The organism is Actinomadura sp. 6N118, assembly GCF_044326415.1.
Lineage (GTDB): Bacteria > Actinomycetota > Actinomycetes > Streptosporangiales > Streptosporangiaceae > Spirillospora.
Genome location: NZ_JBIRAZ010000010.1, coordinates 139,510 through 158,433, shown reverse-complemented (window position 1 = coordinate 158,433; position 18,924 = coordinate 139,510). Strand labels below are relative to the sequence as shown.

Below are 18,924 nucleotides of genomic sequence, written 5' to 3'. Positions count from 1 at the left end.
GGATCTTACCGACCGGCGGCGATCATCTGGTCCAGCCGCCGGAGCTGTTCATCGGACAGCCGGAGGTCCGCGGCGGCGACGTTCTCCTCCAGGTGCGCGATCGTGCCCGTGCCGGGAATCGGCAGGACGACCGGCGAACGATGGAGCAGCCAGGCGAGCGAGACCTGCGCCGATGTGGCACCCAGCTCTGCCGCCACCTCGCCTATCTCGGACGACCCGACCGCCGGATGAACGGGCCGCCAGGGCAGGAAGGCGATGCCCGCCGCGTCACAGGCGTCGAGCACAGGCTCATGCTCCCGATCGAGCACGTTGTAGCGGTTCTGAACACTCGCCACGTCGATGATCTGCCGCGCTTCCTCAAGCTGGGCGACGGTGACCTCGGACAGCCCGATGTGGCCGATCTTGCCCGCCACCTGGAGCTCCCGCAGGGCCCCGACCTGGTCGGCAAGCGGCACCTCCGGGTCGACGCGATGCAACTGGAGCAGGTCGAGCCGTTCCACCCGAAGCCTCCGAAGGCCCTCCTCGACCTGGTCGCGCAGGAAGTCCGGCCGCCCGCAGAGTGCCGCCTCGCGCGGCGGGTCCGGCGGCGCGACCCCGACCTTGGTCGCGATGAGCAGATCGTCCGGATACGGATAGAGCGCTTCGGCGAGAAGCTCCTCGTTGGCGCCCCACCCGTACATGTGCGCCGTGTCGATCAGCGTGACCCCCAGCTCGACCGCCCGCCGGGCCACCGCGATGGCGCCTTCCCGGGCCGGTCCAGGCTCGGTCGGGAGCCGCATGGCCCCGAACCCGAGCCGCCGGACACTGCGTTCACCAATGCGAAACGTGCTGGATGTCATTCATCGCCCTCCGATCAGTTGATCACGCTAACAGCCTCAGCGGGCACGGCTGAAGGTGAGCGCCGCCGCCCAGACGAGAAAGGCGGATCCGATCACGCCGATGAGCCAGGAAACGGCCGCTGGTGCATCGAAAGAGCCGATCAGGACGCCCGAGACGCCGAACGACTCGTGCCACAGCGCCTCGGTGATCCCGGAGCCGAAGCCCTGGATTGTGAAGATCAGACCCATCCACCACAAAGCTGTGCGCACGCCGCCCCTCCGTTCGTAGTGATGCAGATGCATCGGTACGTTCGACGTTATCATTGTTCCGATACAGGTGCATCACAACAGCGATGGGCGGCCATGCCACGACATGTCGACCACGACGCCCGGCGAAAGCAGATCGCGACGGCGGTCTGCGAGCTGATCGCCGAACGCGGTTTCGAGGCCGCCACACTGCGCGAGGTCGCGGACCGCGCGGGGGTGTCAATGGGTGCGGTCCAGCGCGCGTTCCCGAAGGACGGCATGCTCCGCTTCGCGCTGGAACACGTCATCGCTCAGACGGACGAACGCGGCAAGCGCCGCATCGAGGCCGCCGGCAAGACAGCGAGAGCGTTGCTGACCATCACACTGCAGGAGATGGCGCTGGCGGACGAACACCGTGTCGAGGCCCGCGTGTGGCTGACTTTCCTCACTCGCGCGGGCGTCCAGAAGGGTTTCGCGCAGGTGCTGCGCGACTACCACGACAAGGCGCGCGCCCTTCTCGTCTGGCTCGTCCAGCACGGCCAGACCACCGGTGAGATCCACGCCGGCCTCGACGCCGACCTGGAAGCCCAGGCACTCCAAGCGTTGACCGACGGCCTCACCCAGCAAGCGGCACTCGGCTACACAACCCCCGACTTCACCCGCCAGTTGATCGACCACGCGACAACCCACCTCTGGACCAGCAAGCCCTAAGCCCCCTGGCCTCGGGCCAGGGGGCTTAATTGGAATTCGCTCAGCGGGAAGGATCGCGCCTAGAGGTTCAGCTCGTCCCGCTTCACTCGGGCGACGAGGTCTGCGAAGCCTGCCGCCGACAATGACAGGTGCCCCGCCTCAGGAGCTTTTGAGTCACGAACGCCCACGGCGGCGTGGAGGTCGGCGACCTCCACGCATTCGCCGCCCTGGTGAGCGCTGCGGCTGCTCTTCCGCCACTGGGCGGTGGACAGATCCAGGGAGAGCCAGGCGACCTCGACGCATTCGCCGCCCTGGTGAGCGCTGCGGCTGCTCTTCCGCCACTGCGCGGCAGACAGATTCAACATGCTCATACTTCGTCCCTCGCGGTTCGGATCAGCGTCCGTGACTCCTCGATGGGGAGCGCGCGGGCCCTGATCAAGTCAAACCGTATGACGTAGTCAGCGACACGTGATGGCTGCTCGATCAGCATCCCCGCTCCTGCCGACTCCGTATAGACGGCCTGAGCTCCGTCGTCGAACCCGAGGAGGGTGAAGCCTCCTGCGAGGCCTGGGTAGTAACCCCGGCCGTCTGGGACGACGTTGATCGTGATGTTCGGCTGCTCACTCGCCTCCAGCAGCGCCTGGAGCTGCTCCCTTTGGGTGTCCCGGCTCCCGATGACGTAGCGCAACACACGCTCATCGATGGTGTGCGTGACGTGGGGTGGGTTGTCGCGGGCCAGGATCGCCTGACGTTCCAGCCGTCGGGCGACGAGCTCGTCGAGGTTGCGGTCACCCATGCCTCCGAGGACGGCACGAGAGTAGGCCTCCGTCTGGAACAGCCCGCTGATCAGCAGCGCGCCGAAGACCGCGTGACCGTGGTCCGAGAGCTCCATGATTGGTGGTTCATGGCGTGCTCGGGCCCCTACCTCGCCCCCTGCACGGACGTCGAGAAAGCGGCACGTGAATTGGCCGCGTGGTTGACGCCCTGGGTCTCCGCCGCTCTCGGGCATGGGAATTGAAGGGGGCGGCGGTGTGGGGGCGGAGCCCCCACACCGGGTTTGGGGCGGAGCCCCAATGAGGCTGTCCGAGCGGAGCGAAGGCGATGCCTCGCATGGCCTCGCAGGACTTGTCAGGGTTTGCGGCCGGCCCCCGTGACGAACTCCTTGATCCGGGTGGGCCCGCCCGTGGCCGGTGCCAATGGCGGCGTCTCCATCCCCTCGCCCTCGCGCAGCCCGCTCATGAACTCCTGCAACGCTTCCCGTGCGGTGCGTGCCGGTGTCCAGCCGAGCTCGTCACGCGCCCGGCCGGTGTCCATGATCGGGACTTGCAGGGCGAGGTCGAGCAGCTGGGGTGAGGCCGGGATGAGGTGCATTGACCAGGCCGCGGTCATGGCGGCGCGGGCTGCCCGCAGGGGGATCCGCACCAAGCGGGCATTGAGGAGGTCGGCCAGCTGGGCGGGGTCGATGACCGGTTCGGCCGCGATGTTGAACGGCCCGCGCACGTCCTTCTTGGTGGCCGCCAGCCGGAAGGCCTCACCCGCATCGGCCGAGTGCAGCACCTGGAACCGCAGGCCGGGCAGGTCGGGCACGAACGGGATCAGTCCCGGCCGGGCCAGCCGGCCGGGCAGGAGGGGCCCCGCGAACAGGCGCCGCTGCTCGGGTGCCGATTCGTACATGAAGCAGAACCCAGGCCGCATCCGTACGACCCGGCATTCCGGATGGTCTCGCTCGAATACGTCGAGCAGCCGCTCGACGTAGGCCTTCTCCCGTCCGTACGCCGCCGTGGGCCAGCCGTGCGTCGGCCAGGTCTCATCCACGGCACGGTTTTTGGGCCCTGGAGAGTAGGCCCCGACGGATGAGGAGCAGACGAGCGCCGGGACCTTGGCCTCGACCACGGCACGCAGCACCCGTTCGGTGCCCAGCACGTTGTTGCGCCACGTGGCGACCCGGTTGTGCGTCGGCTGGAACAACCAGGCCAGATGAACGACCACGTCCGCACCACGCAGCAACGGGACCAGATCGGTCTTCCGCACGTCGGCGACGGCCCAGTCGGTCTTGTCGCCCTTCCACTCCGGCAGCCGGCGTGCCAGCCCGCGGATCGAGGTGACCTGCGGGTCCTTGCTCAAGGCCCGTATGGTGCTCGTTCCGATGTTGCCGGTGGCTCCGATGACGACGATCCGCATGACGATTTCCCTTCCCCCGAGTTATCGCAACGCTTCGGCGGCGACGCGCAGGCGCAGGTCTTCGATCAGTTCGGACTGGCGTTGTGCCCGCGAGAGCAGGCCGTCCAGCCGTTCGCCGTCCAGTGCGGGAAGGCTCTCGGCCCGGGTCCGCAACGCGGCCCACAGGGCGGACTTGCCCTCCACGCCGAGCCGCAACATCTCAAGCTCGACGAGGTCGCTCAGCGGCGACCGTCGGACGATCCTGCCGTTGGGCTTCAACCGGCCGGCCTTCTCGGCCGCCCAGGCACCCATGACCTTGTAGTGCCGGACCGGGACGCCGAGCGCAGCCATGATCTTCAGCAGCGCCGCACGGTCCTCGGCGATCTCCTTCGCCAGCCCCTGCAGCACCTCGCTGCCCGGGGCGTCGCGCTTGGCGGCGGCGACCCGCCGCGCCAGCTCGGCCCCGGTCGTGGCACCCGCCAGATGATCATTCAGATAGATCCCGAGCAGACCGGTCTGACCTGCGGCCTTACCGGTCTTCGTCATGATCGAGCCCTCCTCCGAGCGTTCTCTCGAAGGTCTCTGCCCGTCAAAACGGAAGCGAACCCCACCTCTGGCGGGCGGGCTCAGCGCGCCGCGTGCTGGAGGCGGAGCGAGCCGATCTCGGCGACGTTCTTCATGAGTTCGGCGTTCACCCAGCCGATCATGTGGGCGATCGTGTGGTCGGGGTCGTTCGGCCAGGGGAACGGGGCGGTGGCGTCGAGGTCTGCGTCGGTGAGCCGGTCCAGGGCGGCCAGCCAGTCCTTGCGGAGACCGCGCAGCCATTCGACGGCCGCGTTCTCGCCCGGCCAGGTGATCTCGGTGCGCTCCCGCGGCGGCCTTCCCTCGGCGTGATCGATGATCGTGGTCCACCACCAGCCGATATGCCAGGTCAGCCAGGCGATCGTCGGGACGGGGACGGGGTCCGGCTCGGTCTCCGCAAAGTCCGGCACCCAGGTGCCGTCGGCCGCGGGATGGACGGTCCAGCAGAGCGGCGATGGCTCCCAGAGGAAGTCGTCGGGTACGAGCCGTTCCAAGTGGTACTCGAACAACGACCAGGTCAGCTCGAACTGCCAGCGCAGCAGATCACTTCGTGAGGTCTTCATCGGACCGACCCTGGCATACCGCCTCCACGATCATGAATCGATTTTTCGCACCGCAGGGCGCGGGGCTGATGACGGCCATCTGCCCCGCGCCTTGATCGGTGTCGCCGCCGGGTTACTGAGGTGGCAGCTTCGGCTCGGTGTCGGTCCACTCCCCGAGCTCGTATGCCTTGTACGAGGCGATTTCGCCCGGCTTGTGGAATCGGTCGGGCATGTCCTTGACCTGCAGGCTGCGCGGCTTGCCGTCATCGCCCGGAGGGAGCTTCCGGCTGCCCCGCGGCGGCGTCGCCACCAGGTCCCGGATGGCCATCAGCGCTCCGGTGGCGGGGTCGATGATCCATTGGCGCCGGTAGGTGCCGAGCTGCTTGGGCGCGGTGTAGAGCCCGAGCGGCATGGTCGTCGCCACCGGGAGCGAGATCACCGTTCCGGTACGGCCGAGGGGGTCGGTCGTCCTGCCCTCGGCCTTGACGCCGGGCAGGGTGGCGAGCATCCGGTACGCGGCGGCCCGTACCGCCGGGGAAGCGGGCGCGGTGGACAGCAGCGTGCCGGCCACATCGCTCAGCGCCCGGATGCGCGCCTTGCCACGCAGGGTCCGCATCGGTTGCTTCGGACCGTCGGGCGCGTACGCCTGCCAGTGATCTTTGAGGTCCAGCAGCGCCTCCTGCAGCTTCGCGGGCTCGGCCGGCAGCGCGGCGAACTGTTTGGGTGTCAGGCCATGGAAGCTCTGGTCGGGGTTTGGGCGTACCGCCATGCCCGTGTTCTCGTTCTTCAGGAACAGGACGATGGGTCCTTCGGCCGATGGGGCCTCCACTTGCGCGGGAGATCCGGCCGCCTGCCATTTCTGCTTGTCCTGGGCGGTCCAGGGTCGGGCAGGCAGGTCCTGGTTGCCCCACCAGCCGTTGCCGTTCCGGCCGACCCAGCCTTCGCTCCGCTGCACATAATCGACCTTGTAATGATCCGCGGCGCTCTTCCCGACCGCGAAGATCTCGCCGATGATCAGTCTCGAGTGCCAGTACTTCCCGACCTTGCCCTTCTCCGCGCTGGTAGCGGCGACCAGGAGCGCGTTGCCCGGCGCGGGAACGGTGCCCGCCTTGCCTGGGCCCCCCGTACCGGTGCCGACGGGATCCGACGGCAGAGTGAGAACGGCCACCGAGCCGGCCGCCACGGCCGTCACCGCCGCCAGGCTCACCATCGGCAGTTTGAAGGCGCGCCGTCGCCGCTGGGGCGAGGCGCCCACCCGCCACCCGGCGCGCAGGGCGAGCTGGTCCGGGTTTTCCTCGCGTGCGAGCGTCGTCCGCATCTGGCGTAGCGCGTCGAGCTCATCCATCGTTCTTCTCCTCGAGCTTCTCCTGCGGGAGGGCTTGGCGGAGCTTCGCCCGGACCCGGTGAATCTTGGCTTTGACGGTGCCGAGCGGCAGATCCAAGGTGGCTGCGATCTCGGCGTACGACAGCTCGCCCCACGCGAGCAGCAACACGGCGCTGCGGTCCTGCGCGCTCAGCCTGGCGAGGGCCTTCGCGAGGGAGGGGCCGAGTGCGGAGGCCGCCGCGCGGTCGCTGGCCAGTTCCGCGACGCCGTCCTCAGCGGGGTCGATGCCGGTACGGGCGAACGCCCGGTACATGCGGCTCTCCTGCCGGTGGTGCTTCGCGATCAGGTTGCTCGCGATGCCCCACAGCCAGGCGCTGAACTCCGCCCGCCCGTCGAACCGCTCGCGCTGCCTGAACGCGATGGTGAACGTCTCCGACACGAGGTCGTCGGCGAGCGGCAGCCCTAGACGCCGTTTGATGTACGCATGGAGTCGTGGCGCGTGGCGACGGAACAATTCACCGAACGCCTCCGGATCATCCAGGGAGGCTTGGACGATCCCGAGATCGTCCAGCTTCTCCCCGGCATGACCGCTCACCGCTCTCGCCGTGGCCATAGGCCGGCGTCTTCCTTCATGAGGTGGATCCTCCGGGGACTCGGGGGTGGCTGACACCCTCCTCTATCCCGAACCCCCCGCCCCGGTTGCGTCTCGTTTTGAGTGAACATTCCGTCTCGTTCCGTATGCGCGGAGAGCTAAGATCATCTAAGTTCGTCCCTTGATCCACCAAGATCGAGTGCAGAGGACGAACACATATGAAGACCCGCCTCCTCACCACCGCCGCCGCGTTCGCCGTGGCCGGCGGCGCGATGGTCGCCACCACCGGCACCGCCCAGGCCACTGACGCCGTCCGCGTCGCGTCCGTCCAGGCGGACTCGACGTCCGCCACTGTCGCCGCCAAGAAGTTCAGCGGCGTCAGGTCCTGGGGCGCCGTCCGCGGCTACGCGAGCCTCAAGGCCATCAAGGGCGTCATGACCGACCGCATGGACGACCGCCGGTGTGTCCAGGTGACCGTCTGGTGGGCCATCGCGGTGAAGGGCAAGGACGGCAAGAAGAAGGCCAAGATCCTCGACGTCGACCGCGGCGCCGTCTGCGGCAAGGGCAAGTCGAAGAAGTTCACGTCCACCCCGGACTACAGGGGCCGCCCGTTCAAGGCGGACGGCGCCGCCCTCGCCATGAAGCGGCTTCCCGTCCGCTGACCAGCGACGCGGTGAACAACAGGCAGGGCGGGCGATCGCCCGCCCTGCCTGTCGTTCCTCCCAGGACTGTCGGTCGTTGCGCCTACTGCGATCACGAGAATCACCTGCCGTGGGTGATGCCGGTGCCGCCGGGTTCAACGAGCGTCGGCCGCAGTGGATGAGGAGGGGCCGACGTCAGGAGGATGATCATGAACGACCTCGCCTACCCCGTCGCCGCGACTGACTACCCCTTGCTGAACATCTTCTGGACCATGCTGTGGTTCTTCCTGTGGGTTGTGTTCCTGATGCTGATCTTCAGGATCTTCGCCGACGTCTTCCGCGACGACCGGTTGAGCGGCTGGGGCAAGGCGGGGTGGACGATCTTCGTCATCGTGCTGCCCTTCCTCGGTGCCTTCGTGTACCTGATCGCGCGGGGCAAGCACATGGGGGAACGCGACATGCGCGCGATGGAGAAGCGCGACGAGCAATTCCGCGCCTACGTCCGCGAGGCCGCCGAAACCCCGGAGCGCACGAGCGCCGAGGAGCTGACCAAGCTCGCCGAACTCAAGAACCACGGCGACATCAGCGACGCGGAGTACGAGCGGGCCAAGACCAAGATCCTTGCCTGAACCACCGCTCACCACGGCTCCCGGATCAGGGTCATGAGCAGCGGAGCCTGGGCGTGCGTCGCGGTGGCAGGGGTCACCGCCGCGTACGCGCTGGGATCGCGCCGGCTGTCATCGACGCCGGTGACGTCGGCGATCGTTTTCCTGGGCACCGGGATTCTCTTCGGGCCCGCGGCGCTCGGCATCATCGACCTGGAACGCGAGGCCGCGCCGATTCTCGTGCTGATCGAGGCGGCCCTGACACTGGTGCTGTTCACCGACGCCATGACGGTCCGCCTACGGGACCTTCGGACCGGGGGCTTCTTGCCCAGCCGGCTGCTGGGCATCGGGCTGCCGCTGAGCATCGCCGCAGGCTGGCTGCTGGCCTGGCCCCTGCTGCCCGGCCTGACCGGATGGGAACTCGCGCTCGTCGGCGCGATCCTCGCGCCCACCGACGCCGCCCTGGGCAAGATCGCCATTTCCGACCCCCGCGTTCCGCCGCTGGTTCGCGAGGGCCTCAACGTCGAGAGCGGGCTTAACGACGGAATGGTGCTGCCGTTCTTCCTTCTGTTCCTGGCCGGTGTCCCCGGCACGTCCGCCTCGGAGGAGGGTGTGACCGGCGTCTTCTGGCGCGCGCTCGTGCTGAGCGCCGTTCTGGGACTGCTCGTCGGCGGTCTGGGCGGCTGGCTGCTGCAGTGGTCCCGGGCACGAGCGTGGGTCACTCGGGAATGGCAGCAGCTCTACGTGCCCGCCGTCGCAGCCGTGGCCTACGGGCTCGCCGTCGTCACGGACGGCAGCGGATTCATCGCGGCCTGGGTCGCCGGATTCGCCTTCGGCGTCGCCCTGCGCCGCCCGCGAGCCGGCGGCGAGGTGGAAGGGCCGGATCGCACGGCCGATTTCGCCGAGGATCTGGGCGGGCTGCTGGCGTCGCTCAGCCTGCTGGTCTTCGGGGCGGTGCTGCTCGGTCCGGCGCTGGAGCATCTGAGCTGGCAGATCGTCCTGTACGCGCTGCTCAGCCTTACCGTCGTCCGGATGTTGCCGGTGGCCCTCGCTCTCGTCGGCAGCGGGCTGCGGCCGCCGACGGTGGCCTACATCGGGTGGTTCGGCCCGCGCGGCCTGGCGTCGATCGTGCTGGCGCTGCTGGTGGTGGAGGATCAGGTTCAGGGGGTGGAGGTGCTGGGCCGTGTGGTGGCGGTCACCGTCGGCCTCAGTGTCCTGCTGCACGGCGTGTCGGCCGTGCCCCTCGCCGCACGGTACGGCCGCTGGTACGGCAAGACCACGGCGACGACCAAGGGACTCCGCGAGAACATGCCTGTCGCACCGGCTGCGGGGCGCCGCAGGTTCGGTTCCCTGGATCAGCTTGCGGGGCCCACGGACCGGTAGTGGGCCTCTCTGCTCTCAGCTGCTCTGGGCGGTGACGCGGTCGCCTTGTACGGCGTCGGCCAAGGCCTGGTGATCGCGTTCGTTCTGGTCGGCGTAACTCTCGGCGAACTTCACCAGGGCCCGGTCAAAGACATCGCCCCTGCCAAGGTAGGCGGCGATGGCGATCGGATCACCGGAGCGTGCGTGGGCCCGGGCCAGGGATGCCCCGCACAGCTGGGCGAAGAGCTCCATCACGTCCGGCGGCATCGTCTCGGGCCGGGCGATTCCCTTCCAATCGCGCAACTGCCGCACATAGAAGTCGCGTCGGCGGCCGTCGATACCGGCGACTCTGTCCCAACCCAGGAAGATGTCGCCGGCCGCCTGCATCAGCCGTTGCCCGGCCACGACGCGCTGGCCCTGGTTGTCGTGCTGACCGGCGGCGGCGTACGGGGCGAGGACCGACTCCCCGGCCTCCTTGGCCTGCAGCAGCAGCGGGTCCTCGTCGTCCCTGCCCAGCATCAGGATGATCCAGCAGCGGGTGCCGACACTGCCGACACCGACCACCTTGCGTGCCATGTCCACCGGATGGAACCGGCTGAGCAGATACCGGCGCTCAAGGGAGAGGCTGCGGCCGTAGCTGTCGATCAGCCCTCGCAGCGTCTGCTCGAGCTCGGCGCGTTCCGCGTCCGGAAGCAGATCCCCGATGGGGGTGATCAGCGGCGGATCGGGGTTGATACGGCGCACGCCGCCATCGGTCAGCCGCGTGAGCTTCTCGAATGCCTGAACGTTGTCATGGGTGCGGGCCTTGGCCATCGCTCGGGAGGCCCGCCGGCGGAGGGTCTTGTTCAGCCGGTCCGACAAGATCGCCTGGATCTGGTCGGCGTCGTCCTGGGCGTACCAGACGTCGAGGGTGCGCATGCCGGCGAAGTCGTGCATCCGCTGCCGGTAGGCGCGGACGCAGCTCTGCACGATGGCGCTGCGCTCCCCCACCGTGAAGGCGTTGGCGCGGGCGGCGATGACGAGGCTGGTGGCGAGCCGCTTGACGTCCCATTCGAACGGGCCGGGCAGGGTCTCGTCGAAGTCGTTGATGTCGAAGATCAGATGACGCTCGGGTGAGGCGAGGAGCCGGAAGTTCAGCAGGTGCGCGTCGCCGCACAGCTGTGTCGTGATCCCCGTGTGGGGCACGGCCCCCAGATCCGCGGCCATGATCGCGGCTGCGCCCCGGTAGAACCGGAACGGTGACTCCAGCATGCGGCCATACCGGATCGGCACCAGTTCCGGTACGCGCTCGGCGGACTGCCGCTCGAGGACGTCGATGGGATCCGGACGCTTCTCGTCCGGCTCGAATCCGGCGTGACCGCTGCGGGGGACTTCCACACGCGCGGCCTTGCCGTACCCGGCACGCTCGGAAGGGCTCGGGTGATCGCTACGGGTCGTCGTCATGGCCAGGCCTCCCCATACACACTTGTCGCTATTGCGTCGCCATTGCGTCTGGTCCGCATCACCCAGATGAGGTGATGCACGGTCCGCGCTCCAGCCCTGGAATGAGATGAGGGCGAGGACATCGACCTTGGCCTGGCCCAACCGAGCTCATGCGACGCACTGTCGGCGTCTGATCGATGCGAGGTAGCGATGTGCAGATGGATGGCCTATTTCGGTGATCCCCTTCCCGCCGAGGACCTGCTGTTCAGACCGCATCATTCCCTCATCGACCAGAGCATGCACGCCCGTCTCGGGGTGGAGACGACCAACGGCGACGGTTTCGGAATGGGCTGGTACGGCGACGGTCCGGTCCCCGCGGTGTTCAAGAACACCGATCCGGCCTGGAACGACCCGAACCTGCGTGAGATCGCCCGGCAGATCCGCACTCCGCTGCTGTTCGCGCACATCCGGGCCTCCACCGGCACACCGGTGCAGCGCAGCAACTGCCATCCCTTCCGGTACGACCGTTGGCTGTGGATGCACAACGGGGCCATCGCGGGATTCCACGACCTCAAGCGCGACATGATGCTGGCGGTGGACCCGTCGCTGTACCCCGAGATCGAGGGATCGACCGACTCGGAGGCCCTGTTCTACCTGGCGCTCACGTACGGGCTGACCGATGACCCCCCGGGTGCGGTCGCCCGCGCCATTGGCTTCGTCGAGGCATCCGGCCGGCGCCACGGCATCGCCCTTCCGGTCCAGATGACCGTGGCCACGAGCGACGGCGAGTCGATCTGGGCCTTCCGCTACTCCAGTGAAGGACGATCGAGGTCCCTTTTCTACTCCACCGACGTCGTGCAGCTACGGAAGCTCCATCCGGAGCTTGAAGTACTCCATGAGCTGGGGACCGCCACGCGGTTCGTCGTCTCGGAGCCACTGCGCGATCTCCAAGGCGCGTGGAACGAGGTGCCTGAGAGCTCTTGCGGGATCGTCGGTCCCGGCCGGCAGGAAATCCGCCCCCTGAGCCCGGTAGAGCCTGGATGAGCTCATAGGGCCGGGCAAAGGATCGGTCATCGGCCCGTGCCCGCCAGGTCATCGGCCCGTGCCCGCCAGTTGCCTGTCGGCGTGCCGGATCCACAGGGTGAGGGCCACGGTCAGTAGCCCCCAGGTGATGAGCCACAGGCCGAAGAGCCACGTCAGCGCGGTCAGGGTGATCCCGGGCCAGAGGAGCAGGACGAGCCCTGCGAGGATGCACAGGCCCGCCAGGGAAGCCGCCCCGCCGCGCCCCGGCAGGGATGGCTCCGTCAGCGTGGCGACGAGTCCGACGGTGCCGCTGATCAGCCAGAACAGGCCGAAGAGGATGGCCAGGAGCTCGACGGTCTGGAGCGGGTCGCGCATGACGAGCACGCCGATGGACAGCGACAGCACGCCTACCAGGGTGAGCAGAACGCGGGTGCTTCCGCTCGCCTCGTCGGCCGCGATGGCCTGCACGACCCGGTACACACCGTGGATCACCAGCTTCAGGCCGAAGAGGACGGCCACGACCCCGATGGTGGCGTCCGGCCACGTCACGATGGCCAGGCCCAGCAATGCCGAGATGGTCCCGGCGGCCACGCCGATGCCCCAGGCGCCGGTCGCCAGCCGCGTGATGAGCGTGCCGGACGTCTGCGGGCTCGCCGACCCGATCGCTCCTGGAGGTATCGCTGAGGTCATGAGGTCCTCCTCGATCACAGGTGATCGCTCGGTTCCGCACATGCGTTGATGGAGCTGGTGCGGTCTTGGCTAGAGCGCACCAGCGGCGGTGCGCGGGCCGCATCATCCGTGGCGGGTGAATGGCCGGCCGTTGAGAGCGAAATGACGAGATCGCTTCGGGGGTGTTCGCGGGCTCACCTCTACAAACTCATCCGCAGAGGGTGATATGGACACCGTCCCAATGGGCGGACGATGGGCCCGATTCCACTCGTTCCGATGGCAACAGGAGTTGAGATGACTCAGAGAGCGCGTCCTCAGGAGAAGGTAGACCGTGCGCCGGTGAGCGCCTGGGCGGTCGGGCTCGCCCTCTTCGCCGCAGTCATGATGATCATGGCCGGGGTCTTCGGGGCGATCGCGGGGTTCGTCGCCATCCTCGAGAACGACCTGTATCTGATCCGCGGCGACTACGCCTTCAAGTGGGACGTGACGACGTGGGGCTGGATCCACCTGGTGCTCGGGCTCGTGGTGGTCGCGGCCGGAGTCGCTGTGTTCACCGGGCAGGCCTGGGCTCGCGCCGTCGGCATGGCCCTGGCGGTGCTGAGCGCCATCGCGAACTTCATGTTCCTGCCGTACTACCCGGTGTGGTCCATGGTGATCATCGCGCTGGACGTCGCGGTGATCTGGGGTCTGGCGAAGTACTCGCATAGGGCTGCTAGCGGCGGCACCTGGGATTGAGAGGCGCCTCGAATTCGAGGAAGGTCGGGGACAGCTCGACCGCCGACGCCCTGACGCGCGCCGACTACACGGACGCGGTGTACGGATCGTTGCTGGCCGCTTCGGTGATCGCCGGATCAGGTTCGCGCGAGGATCCGATGCCGGCTCCGTTGCTGGTGGCACTGCTGCTGGCCACGGGACTGGTGTTCTGGCTGGCGCACGTCTACGCCAGGTTGACGGGTGATCGCGCGCGGGGCAAGGCGTGGAGGTGGGCGGAGATCAGGTCCGTCGGTGCCGCCGACTGGCCGCTGGTCCAGGCCGCTTTCCCTCCGGCCGCGATGGTCTGCGCGGGCTGGCTCCTGGGGCTGGCCGACGCCACGACCGCCTGGCTGGCGCTTCTGGTGGCTCTGGCCTGTCAGGCCGGCTGGGGTATGGCGGCCTCGCTCCAGGCGGGCGCGCGAGCGGGAATGGTTGTCGCGTCGGCCCTGGTCAATCTGTTCCTGGGGCTGATCATCGTCGCCCTCAAGGTGATCTTGTCGCACTGAGACCGCCCCACCGGGCGAGCAGGGTGACGAGGACCTCGTATCCGGCCAGCAGGAGCACGATGACCAGGAACGCCGTCCATGAGGAGAACAGCAGGGCGACCAACACCGCCGCGACGACTCCGCCGATCCGCAGCGGGTCGAGGTTGTGTGCCGCCCATCGCCTGAGCTCGTCGCTCGTGCCCACCCTGCGCGCGGCCCGCGCAGCCTCGCGTGCTCCGGAGACGGTGTACCGGCGCAGGACGACGGGAAGACGCCCGGGGCCCACGAGGTAGGCCAGCACGGCGATCGCGACGCCGATCCAGAGCAGCTGGTCGCCGCGCACCCGCAGGGTGGTGAACACCTCGTGCATGGCGACCGAGGCACCCTGCTGGTACACCCCTTCGGGCACCTGGGCGAGCAACTGGTCTCTCACAGCCCGGAGCACGGCCGACATCACGGTCACGAAGACGGCGAGCGCGACACCGAACTGCAGGAGGGTGCGGCGACGCCGCGGGGAGATCGCCAGGGCCAGCGCGAAGAGCACCAGGGTGCCGGTCACCAGGAGGACGACGGAGCGCTTGAACACCAGCACCGCCTGCTGCAGCTGACCGAGCTCGTCCCGGTCGTACAGCGTGATCTGGGCGAAGTCGGCGGGCAGCGAGACACCGAGGGCCTTTTCGATGCGCGCCCGCAGACCTGGCGGGATCTCCCCGGAGGACAGCGCCGGCAGGTCGAGTTGCCTGCCGAACAGGGTGGGCAGCTCGCTCTCGATTCTGACGAGGGCGTTGTTGACGATCGGCAGCAGGTTCAACGTCACGGTGTCGTTCCCGGCCGACACCACTTCGCTCCTGCCCTCCAGGACGGCCAGGATGGCGTTGTGGGCGGTGCGGCTGGCGTTGTTCCACAGGGTCTGGAATTGCTCGGTCGCCATGAAGTTCTGGATTCGGCCGCGCAGGTAATTCCGTACGGCGTCCGTCGTGGGCGCGGCCAGGAAGGCGGCCTTGGGCGGCAGCGCCTCGGCCACCCGCTGTTGCGCGTTGAGCCGTTTGAAGATCTCGTCGGTGAGGTAGGTCGCCACGGCGGCGTTGACTTCAGGGTTCCGGGGCAGCGGTGCGACGGTGGCCACCCATCGGTCGGTGTCGAGTGTGGTGCGCGCTCCCCAGATGCCGATGACGGACGCGACAACGCCGAAGGCGGCCAGAGTGATGAGCACCGCGGCGATCGCCTGTCGTACGAGCAACAGGGCGGGACGGGCAGCGCGGACGGGAGCCTCTGCCTTCGCCTCCGCCCCTGCCTTCGCTTCCGCCTTCGCGAGGCGAGCGCGCAGCTCCGCCGTCTCGGCGCGCAGCCGCTCCAGTTCCCGCTCCATCTCGGCGGTGTCGCCGGCCGTGGATTCCCGCAGGCCGGGTCCGTCGTCCGGCCGGCGGTCGGACTCGCTCATGTGGGATCACCCCTCGCAACGACCAGGTTCCAGATCACGCGATCAGACGATGAGCACGATGAAGATCACGTAGGCGGCGATGTTGACCACCCAGCTGTGGGTGTTGATCCATTCCCGGACCCGGGGCATGGCCTGGTCCGCGTGCTTGCGGAAGATCAGCAGGGCCAGCAGTGGCAGCGCTGCGATCACAACGGTGGCGGCGATGAACGGCAGTGCCGCGGTCACGCCCGCGTCGTTGTGTTCCAGGTTTGCACCCACCGTCAGCATGATCACGATGTCCGAGGGCATCAGCATGATCACCAGAAAGCCGATCGTGAGTGCCCGGCCGGGATCCGCGTCCATCAGCGTGCCGAGCCACTTGGGCGGCGTGGCCGTCTCCCGCTTCACATAGCTCTTCACCGCCGCGGCGAGCAGGAGGGCGACGAGTGCGAGCTGGATGATGGTCCCCGCCGATCCGGTGTCGGAAGGGCTGCCAAGCGAGACGCCACTGCCCAGCAGCGCGAAGACGCCCCGGCTGATGGCGACTCCGGCCACCGTGGCGGTGGCCACGCCCAGGAGGAAGGCCAGGGACGCGCGTACGGCCTGCTTGGTGGTCACCAGGATGATGGCGGACATGATCTGCGGTCCCACCATCATGGTGACGGCCAGCGGAAGCACCCGGAGATCCAAGCTTCCTCCCTCCGGCATCAGCGCTGCGATTCCCCTCCGCCGATTCGTGCCCGGGGCGACCGACGCCTTCCTGCACATGGTTATTCGAGCCCCGACGGGACGGCATCACCCAGACAAGGTGAGGTGGAGCGCCGAGGGGTAGGGAGGGGAATACGGGGGGTCACCCTGGCCGAAGCGCCACTGAATCGCACAACGACCCCTCTCGGGGGTGAGCTTCATGATCGCGGGGAGGGCTTCCACGGATGAACCGGCGACGGACAAGAGACGCGAACCGACCGGCTCCTTGCCGCACCTTCCCGACTGGGTCATCGCGCGTCCCCGCCTGACCGAACGCGTGCGCGCCGGGGTCCGGGGCGAGCTCACCGTGATCACCGGGCCTCCGGGGGCGGGAAAGACGATCACGGCGCTGGCGTGGGCGGCCAATGGGACGGGATCGCCGCAACCGATCACCTGCTGGGTCGCCTGTGACGATTCGACGGAGACCGTCCAGGGGTTCTGCGTCTCCCTGAGCAGGAGCCTGGCCCAAGCGGGCATCGACGTGGCCGCCACGCTGCAAGGTCCCTGCGACACCGATGTCCAGGGGAAGGACATGATCACAGCGATCACGGCGGCCCTTCTGGACGCCGGCACCCCCATCGCGGTCGTGGTCGACGACTTCCCTGCGAGGCCCGGCACGGCACCCGCCGAGGTGGTGAACCATCTGCTGCGCCATGCGGGTCCGGGTTTCCGGGCAGTCGTTCTCTCGCGCAGTGATTCGCCCCTTCCGCTCCACCGCCATCGGCTCGCAGGCGAACTGACCGAGATCCGTGCCGATGACCTGGCCTTCGAGGACGACGAGATCGCCGAGGTTCTGGCCCAGCACGGTGTGCGGCTGACGCAGGCGTCGCAACGAGCGCTCCGCGAGCGAACGGGCGGCTGGCCCGCAGGAATCAGGCTCGCCGCGATGTCGATGGAGAAGCACCCTGATCCCGAGGCGTTCGCCACCCGGTTCGCCGGCGACGACCAGGCCGTCGTCGGTTATCTGATGGAGGAGGTCGTCGATGCCCAGCCGCCCGACGTGCGGCGGCTACTGCTGTCGACGAGCGTCGTGCAACGCGTCAATACCGAGCTGGCAGGCGTGCTGGCCGGTGAGGCGGGCCGGGCCTTTCCGGACATGGTCCGGCAGAACGCGTTCGTGGTGCCGCTGGGACAAGGCTGGTATCGCTATCACCACATGTTCGGTGAAGCGCTACGGCTGATCCTCCGGCATGAATCACCTGGCAAGGTCCCCGTACTGCATCAGCGAGCGGCGGCATGGTTCGAGCGGTCGGGGCTGCTGCTCGAGGCCGTGCGACAGGCCGTCCAGACGGGGGACTGGCAGTGCGCAACGCGGATGGTCGTCGACCGGCTCGCGATCGGTCTCGTCCTCGGCCTGAGGCCGCCGGAGACGCTGTCCGGCCTGTTCGAAGGGATGCCGGAGGCAACCGCCCTCAGGAGCGCCGAGCCGGAACCGGCGATCGTGGCCGCTGCGGTCGCTGCGAGACGCGGGGACGGCGCCTCATGCGCGGCTGCGGTGCACCATGCCAAGAGGGTTCTCCGGCGATCGCCGCGCGATGCCGCGGGGCTGGCGCGGTTGTGCTTGGCGGCCGTCGAGCTCTGCCGACCCGGTGTGACCGCCTTCGCCGACCCGGCCAGTGCCTCCGGTGAAGCGGCGGCCTTGCTGCGGAAGGGCCCGGGCCGGCTGATCGACGACCGTCCGGAGCTGAGGGCGCTGGCGCTGTCGGGACAAGGGGCTGCTCACGTGTGGCACGGAGAACTGCCCGAGGCGGCACGCCTGTTCGGCGAGGCGCTGACCGCGGCCGAGCAGGCGGGAGGAGACGCCCAGATGATGCGGTGCCTCAGCGATCTGGCGCTCACCGAGGCCCTGCTCGGCAACGTCGCGCGGGCCGCCCATCTGGCGAACCGGGCCCGGCGGCTCCCCGATGTGTCGGCGTCACCGGAGGGCCGTGAAGTCGCGATGGCACATCTGGCGTGTGCCTGGGGCGATGTGGAACGGTGGCGCCTCGAAGAGGCCCGGATCGAGCTCGGCCGGGCGGCACAGGCGTTCAACGGCTACGCCGATCCCCTCTCGAACGCCATCCAGCGCCTGGTCAAAGCCCGCGCTGACCTGTGCCAGGGACGGCCCGAGCACGCCCTGGAAGACCTGCGAGCGGCCGATGCGATCATCCAGCGGCCCGGCTGGCTCGAACGCCGGCTGGCCCTTGTGGCCGCCGAAGCTCACGTGGCCTGCGGCGAAATCGAGGCGGCACGGCGGGATGCGGAACGTGCCGGAGGGCGGGCGACCCTCGAATCGGTACTCGCGCTGGCACGGGTCGAGGTGAGCAGTGGCGCGGACGGCGCCGTGTCCGCGATGCTCAGGGACGCCCTGCGTCAGTCCTCCAGGGCGCCGATGGACGTGCTCGTCGAGGCCTGGTTGCTCGATGCTTGTCTGTGCTACCGGAACGGTGACCGGCGTCGAGGCCGCCGCTCCCTGCACCGGGCTCTCCGCCTGGCCCGACGCGAGGAGATCAGGCGGCCCTTCGCGATGTCACGAAGCTGGCTGCTCCCCGTCCTGGACCAGGATCCCGAGGTGCTGCACTCGTATCACCTGCTGCTGGAGCCGCTGGGACTGGCCGTGAGAACCGGGTCGGCGGTCTCTCCGGACGGGCACGGGGCGGCGCCGGTGGAGCAGCTCAGCCCGCGGGAACTGGAGGTGCTGCAGTCCGTGGCGCAGTTGATGACGACAGAAGAGATCGCCTCGACCCTGTACCTGTCCGCGAACACGGTCAAAACCCATTTGAAGAGCATCTACCGCAAACTGGCCGTGACGCGAAGAGGAGAGGCGGTGCGGCGAGCACAGGAGTTGTCCCTCCTGTGAGCGT

The 18,924-nt window shown here is 68.6% G+C and carries 21 protein-coding genes; 8 read left to right on the top strand and 13 right to left on the bottom strand.

Annotation, left to right across the window (positions count from 1 at the left end; translation table 11 throughout):
- Positions 1-5 precede the first annotated feature (5 nt).
- Together ACH34W_RS26155 and ACH34W_RS26150 are read right to left on the bottom strand one after the other, a co-directional pair.
- On the bottom strand, positions 6-839 hold the full coding sequence (locus tag ACH34W_RS26155) for an aldo/keto reductase (protein WP_395963686.1): 834 nt from the start codon (positions 837-839) through the stop codon (positions 6-8).
- A 36-nt stretch (positions 840-875) separates the two neighbouring features.
- Entirely contained in the window at positions 876-1,088 is a 213-nt protein-coding gene (locus ACH34W_RS26150; protein ID WP_395963685.1) for a hypothetical protein, read from the bottom strand.
- 93 nt (positions 1,089-1,181) lie between these two features.
- Between ACH34W_RS26150 and ACH34W_RS26145 the strand changes: the two genes are divergently transcribed.
- Positions 1,182-1,775 carry a TetR/AcrR family transcriptional regulator gene (locus tag ACH34W_RS26145; RefSeq protein WP_395963684.1) on the top strand — a complete coding sequence of 198 codons (594 nt, stop codon included), beginning with the start codon at positions 1,182-1,184 and terminating at the stop codon, positions 1,773-1,775.
- 59 nt (positions 1,776-1,834) lie between these two features.
- Here the strand turns inward: ACH34W_RS26145 and ACH34W_RS26140 are convergent, their stop codons facing one another.
- From ACH34W_RS26140 to ACH34W_RS26110, 7 genes are all read right to left on the bottom strand, one after another.
- Positions 1,835-2,119 (bottom strand): DUF397 domain-containing protein, encoded by a 285-nt coding sequence (locus ACH34W_RS26140; RefSeq protein WP_395963683.1) that lies wholly within the window; start codon positions 2,117-2,119, stop codon positions 1,835-1,837.
- Positions 2,120-2,121: 2 nt separating this feature from the next.
- Positions 2,122-2,646, bottom strand: coding sequence for a DUF5753 domain-containing protein (locus ACH34W_RS26135; protein WP_395963682.1), 525 nt, complete (start codon positions 2,644-2,646; stop codon positions 2,122-2,124).
- Between the two features lie 236 nt (positions 2,647-2,882).
- A complete protein-coding gene (locus tag ACH34W_RS26130; protein ID WP_395963681.1) occupies positions 2,883-3,935 on the bottom strand; it encodes an NAD-dependent epimerase/dehydratase family protein in 1,053 nt (350 codons plus the stop codon).
- 21 nt (positions 3,936-3,956) lie between these two features.
- Entirely contained in the window at positions 3,957-4,460 is a 504-nt protein-coding gene (locus ACH34W_RS26125; protein ID WP_395963679.1) for a hypothetical protein, read from the bottom strand.
- An 80-nt stretch (positions 4,461-4,540) separates the two neighbouring features.
- The gene (locus ACH34W_RS26120; RefSeq protein WP_395963678.1) at positions 4,541-5,059 is read right to left on the bottom strand and encodes a DinB family protein; all 519 of its coding nucleotides are present in this window, start codon (positions 5,057-5,059) and stop codon (positions 4,541-4,543) included.
- Between the two features lie 112 nt (positions 5,060-5,171).
- Positions 5,172-6,383: a CU044_5270 family protein gene (locus ACH34W_RS26115; RefSeq protein WP_395963677.1), complete on the bottom strand. Its 1,212-nt coding sequence runs from the start codon at positions 6,381-6,383 to the stop codon at positions 5,172-5,174.
- Positions 6,376-6,975, bottom strand: a complete 600-nt coding sequence (locus ACH34W_RS26110) for an RNA polymerase sigma factor (protein ID WP_395963676.1) — start codon at positions 6,973-6,975, stop codon at positions 6,376-6,378. Before ACH34W_RS26110 ends, ACH34W_RS26115 begins: the two co-directional genes overlap by 8 nt.
- 197 nt (positions 6,976-7,172) lie before the next feature.
- Here ACH34W_RS26110 and ACH34W_RS26105 point away from each other — a divergent pair, with 197 nt between their 5' ends.
- The 3 genes from ACH34W_RS26105 (at position 7,173) to ACH34W_RS26095 (ending at position 9,583) form a co-directional block, all read left to right on the top strand.
- A complete protein-coding gene (locus ACH34W_RS26105; protein ID WP_395963674.1) occupies positions 7,173-7,616 on the top strand; it encodes a hypothetical protein in 444 nt (147 codons plus the stop codon).
- Positions 7,617-7,804: 188 nt separating this feature from the next.
- Entirely contained in the window at positions 7,805-8,224 is a 420-nt protein-coding gene (locus ACH34W_RS26100) for an SHOCT domain-containing protein (RefSeq protein WP_395963673.1), read from the top strand.
- Between the two features lie 33 nt (positions 8,225-8,257).
- On the top strand, positions 8,258-9,583 hold the full coding sequence (locus ACH34W_RS26095; RefSeq protein WP_395963672.1) for a cation:proton antiporter: 1,326 nt from the start codon (positions 8,258-8,260) through the stop codon (positions 9,581-9,583).
- A 15-nt stretch (positions 9,584-9,598) separates the two neighbouring features.
- On the opposite strand, the gene ACH34W_RS26090 is transcribed toward ACH34W_RS26095, so the two are convergent.
- The gene (locus tag ACH34W_RS26090; RefSeq protein WP_395963671.1) at positions 9,599-11,005 is read right to left on the bottom strand and encodes a DUF2252 domain-containing protein; all 1,407 of its coding nucleotides are present in this window, start codon (positions 11,003-11,005) and stop codon (positions 9,599-9,601) included.
- Between the two features lie 201 nt (positions 11,006-11,206).
- Here ACH34W_RS26090 and ACH34W_RS26085 point away from each other — a divergent pair, with 201 nt between their 5' ends.
- The gene (locus ACH34W_RS26085; protein WP_395963670.1) at positions 11,207-12,028 is read left to right on the top strand and encodes a class II glutamine amidotransferase; all 822 of its coding nucleotides are present in this window, start codon (positions 11,207-11,209) and stop codon (positions 12,026-12,028) included.
- 48 nt (positions 12,029-12,076) lie between these two features.
- On the opposite strand, the gene ACH34W_RS26080 is transcribed toward ACH34W_RS26085, so the two are convergent.
- The gene (locus ACH34W_RS26080; protein ID WP_395963669.1) at positions 12,077-12,697 is read right to left on the bottom strand and encodes an HdeD family acid-resistance protein; all 621 of its coding nucleotides are present in this window, start codon (positions 12,695-12,697) and stop codon (positions 12,077-12,079) included.
- Between the two features lie 273 nt (positions 12,698-12,970).
- Between ACH34W_RS26080 and ACH34W_RS26075 the strand changes: the two genes are divergently transcribed.
- Both ACH34W_RS26075 and ACH34W_RS26070 read left to right on the top strand, forming a co-directional pair.
- Positions 12,971-13,411: a hypothetical protein gene (locus ACH34W_RS26075; RefSeq protein ID WP_395963667.1), complete on the top strand. Its 441-nt coding sequence runs from the start codon at positions 12,971-12,973 to the stop codon at positions 13,409-13,411.
- 137 nt (positions 13,412-13,548) lie between these two features.
- Positions 13,549-13,935 carry a hypothetical protein gene (locus ACH34W_RS26070; protein ID WP_395963666.1) on the top strand — a complete coding sequence of 129 codons (387 nt, stop codon included), beginning with the start codon at positions 13,549-13,551 and terminating at the stop codon, positions 13,933-13,935.
- Here the strand turns inward: ACH34W_RS26070 and ACH34W_RS26065 are convergent.
- Complete coding sequence (locus ACH34W_RS26065; protein WP_395963665.1) at positions 13,913-15,355, bottom strand: hypothetical protein; 1,443 nt, start codon at positions 15,353-15,355, stop codon at positions 13,913-13,915. The genes ACH34W_RS26070 and ACH34W_RS26065 overlap by 23 nt on opposite strands.
- A 42-nt stretch (positions 15,356-15,397) precedes the next feature.
- Positions 15,398-16,024 (bottom strand): GAP family protein, encoded by a 627-nt coding sequence (locus tag ACH34W_RS26060; protein WP_395963664.1) that lies wholly within the window; start codon positions 16,022-16,024, stop codon positions 15,398-15,400.
- A gap of 217 nt (positions 16,025-16,241) precedes the next feature.
- Here ACH34W_RS26060 and ACH34W_RS26055 point away from each other — a divergent pair, with 217 nt between their 5' ends.
- Positions 16,242-18,920, top strand: a complete 2,679-nt coding sequence (locus tag ACH34W_RS26055; RefSeq protein ID WP_395963663.1) for a LuxR C-terminal-related transcriptional regulator — start codon at positions 16,242-16,244, stop codon at positions 18,918-18,920.
- Positions 18,921-18,924: the final 4 nt, after the last annotated feature.

What these genes read in the sequence shown, in the direction of transcription:
- ACH34W_RS26075 (WP_395963667.1), top strand. Translation starts at nt 12,971, where the DNA reads ATGACTCAGAGAGCGCGTCCTCAGGAGAAGGTAGACCGTGCGCCGGTG.
- ACH34W_RS26095 (WP_395963672.1), top strand. Translation starts at nt 8,258, where the DNA reads ATGAGCAGCGGAGCCTGGGCGTGCGTCGCGGTGGCAGGGGTCACCGCC.
- ACH34W_RS26080 (WP_395963669.1), bottom strand. Translation starts at nt 12,697, where the DNA reads ATGACCTCAGCGATACCTCCAGGAGCGATCGGGTCGGCGAGCCCGCAG.
- ACH34W_RS26135 (WP_395963682.1), bottom strand. Translation starts at nt 2,646, where the DNA reads ATGGAGCTCTCGGACCACGGTCACGCGGTCTTCGGCGCGCTGCTGATC.
- ACH34W_RS26055 (WP_395963663.1), top strand. Translation starts at nt 16,242, where the DNA reads ATGATCGCGGGGAGGGCTTCCACGGATGAACCGGCGACGGACAAGAGA.
- ACH34W_RS26155 (WP_395963686.1), bottom strand. Translation starts at nt 839, where the DNA reads ATGACATCCAGCACGTTTCGCATTGGTGAACGCAGTGTCCGGCGGCTC.
- ACH34W_RS26065 (WP_395963665.1), bottom strand. Translation starts at nt 15,355, where the DNA reads ATGAGCGAGTCCGACCGCCGGCCGGACGACGGACCCGGCCTGCGGGAA.
- ACH34W_RS26140 (WP_395963683.1), bottom strand. Translation starts at nt 2,119, where the DNA reads ATGTTGAATCTGTCTGCCGCGCAGTGGCGGAAGAGCAGCCGCAGCGCT.
- ACH34W_RS26090 (WP_395963671.1), bottom strand. Translation starts at nt 11,005, where the DNA reads ATGACGACGACCCGTAGCGATCACCCGAGCCCTTCCGAGCGTGCCGGG.
- ACH34W_RS26110 (WP_395963676.1), bottom strand. Translation starts at nt 6,975, where the DNA reads ATGGCCACGGCGAGAGCGGTGAGCGGTCATGCCGGGGAGAAGCTGGAC.
- ACH34W_RS26105 (WP_395963674.1), top strand. Translation starts at nt 7,173, where the DNA reads ATGAAGACCCGCCTCCTCACCACCGCCGCCGCGTTCGCCGTGGCCGGC.
- ACH34W_RS26125 (WP_395963679.1), bottom strand. Translation starts at nt 4,460, where the DNA reads ATGACGAAGACCGGTAAGGCCGCAGGTCAGACCGGTCTGCTCGGGATC.
- ACH34W_RS26070 (WP_395963666.1), top strand. Translation starts at nt 13,549, where the DNA reads ATGCCGGCTCCGTTGCTGGTGGCACTGCTGCTGGCCACGGGACTGGTG.
- ACH34W_RS26085 (WP_395963670.1), top strand. Translation starts at nt 11,207, where the DNA reads ATGGCCTATTTCGGTGATCCCCTTCCCGCCGAGGACCTGCTGTTCAGA.
- ACH34W_RS26130 (WP_395963681.1), bottom strand. Translation starts at nt 3,935, where the DNA reads ATGCGGATCGTCGTCATCGGAGCCACCGGCAACATCGGAACGAGCACC.
- ACH34W_RS26115 (WP_395963677.1), bottom strand. Translation starts at nt 6,383, where the DNA reads ATGGATGAGCTCGACGCGCTACGCCAGATGCGGACGACGCTCGCACGC.
- ACH34W_RS26145 (WP_395963684.1), top strand. Translation starts at nt 1,182, where the DNA reads ATGCCACGACATGTCGACCACGACGCCCGGCGAAAGCAGATCGCGACG.
- ACH34W_RS26100 (WP_395963673.1), top strand. Translation starts at nt 7,805, where the DNA reads ATGAACGACCTCGCCTACCCCGTCGCCGCGACTGACTACCCCTTGCTG.
- ACH34W_RS26120 (WP_395963678.1), bottom strand. Translation starts at nt 5,059, where the DNA reads ATGAAGACCTCACGAAGTGATCTGCTGCGCTGGCAGTTCGAGCTGACC.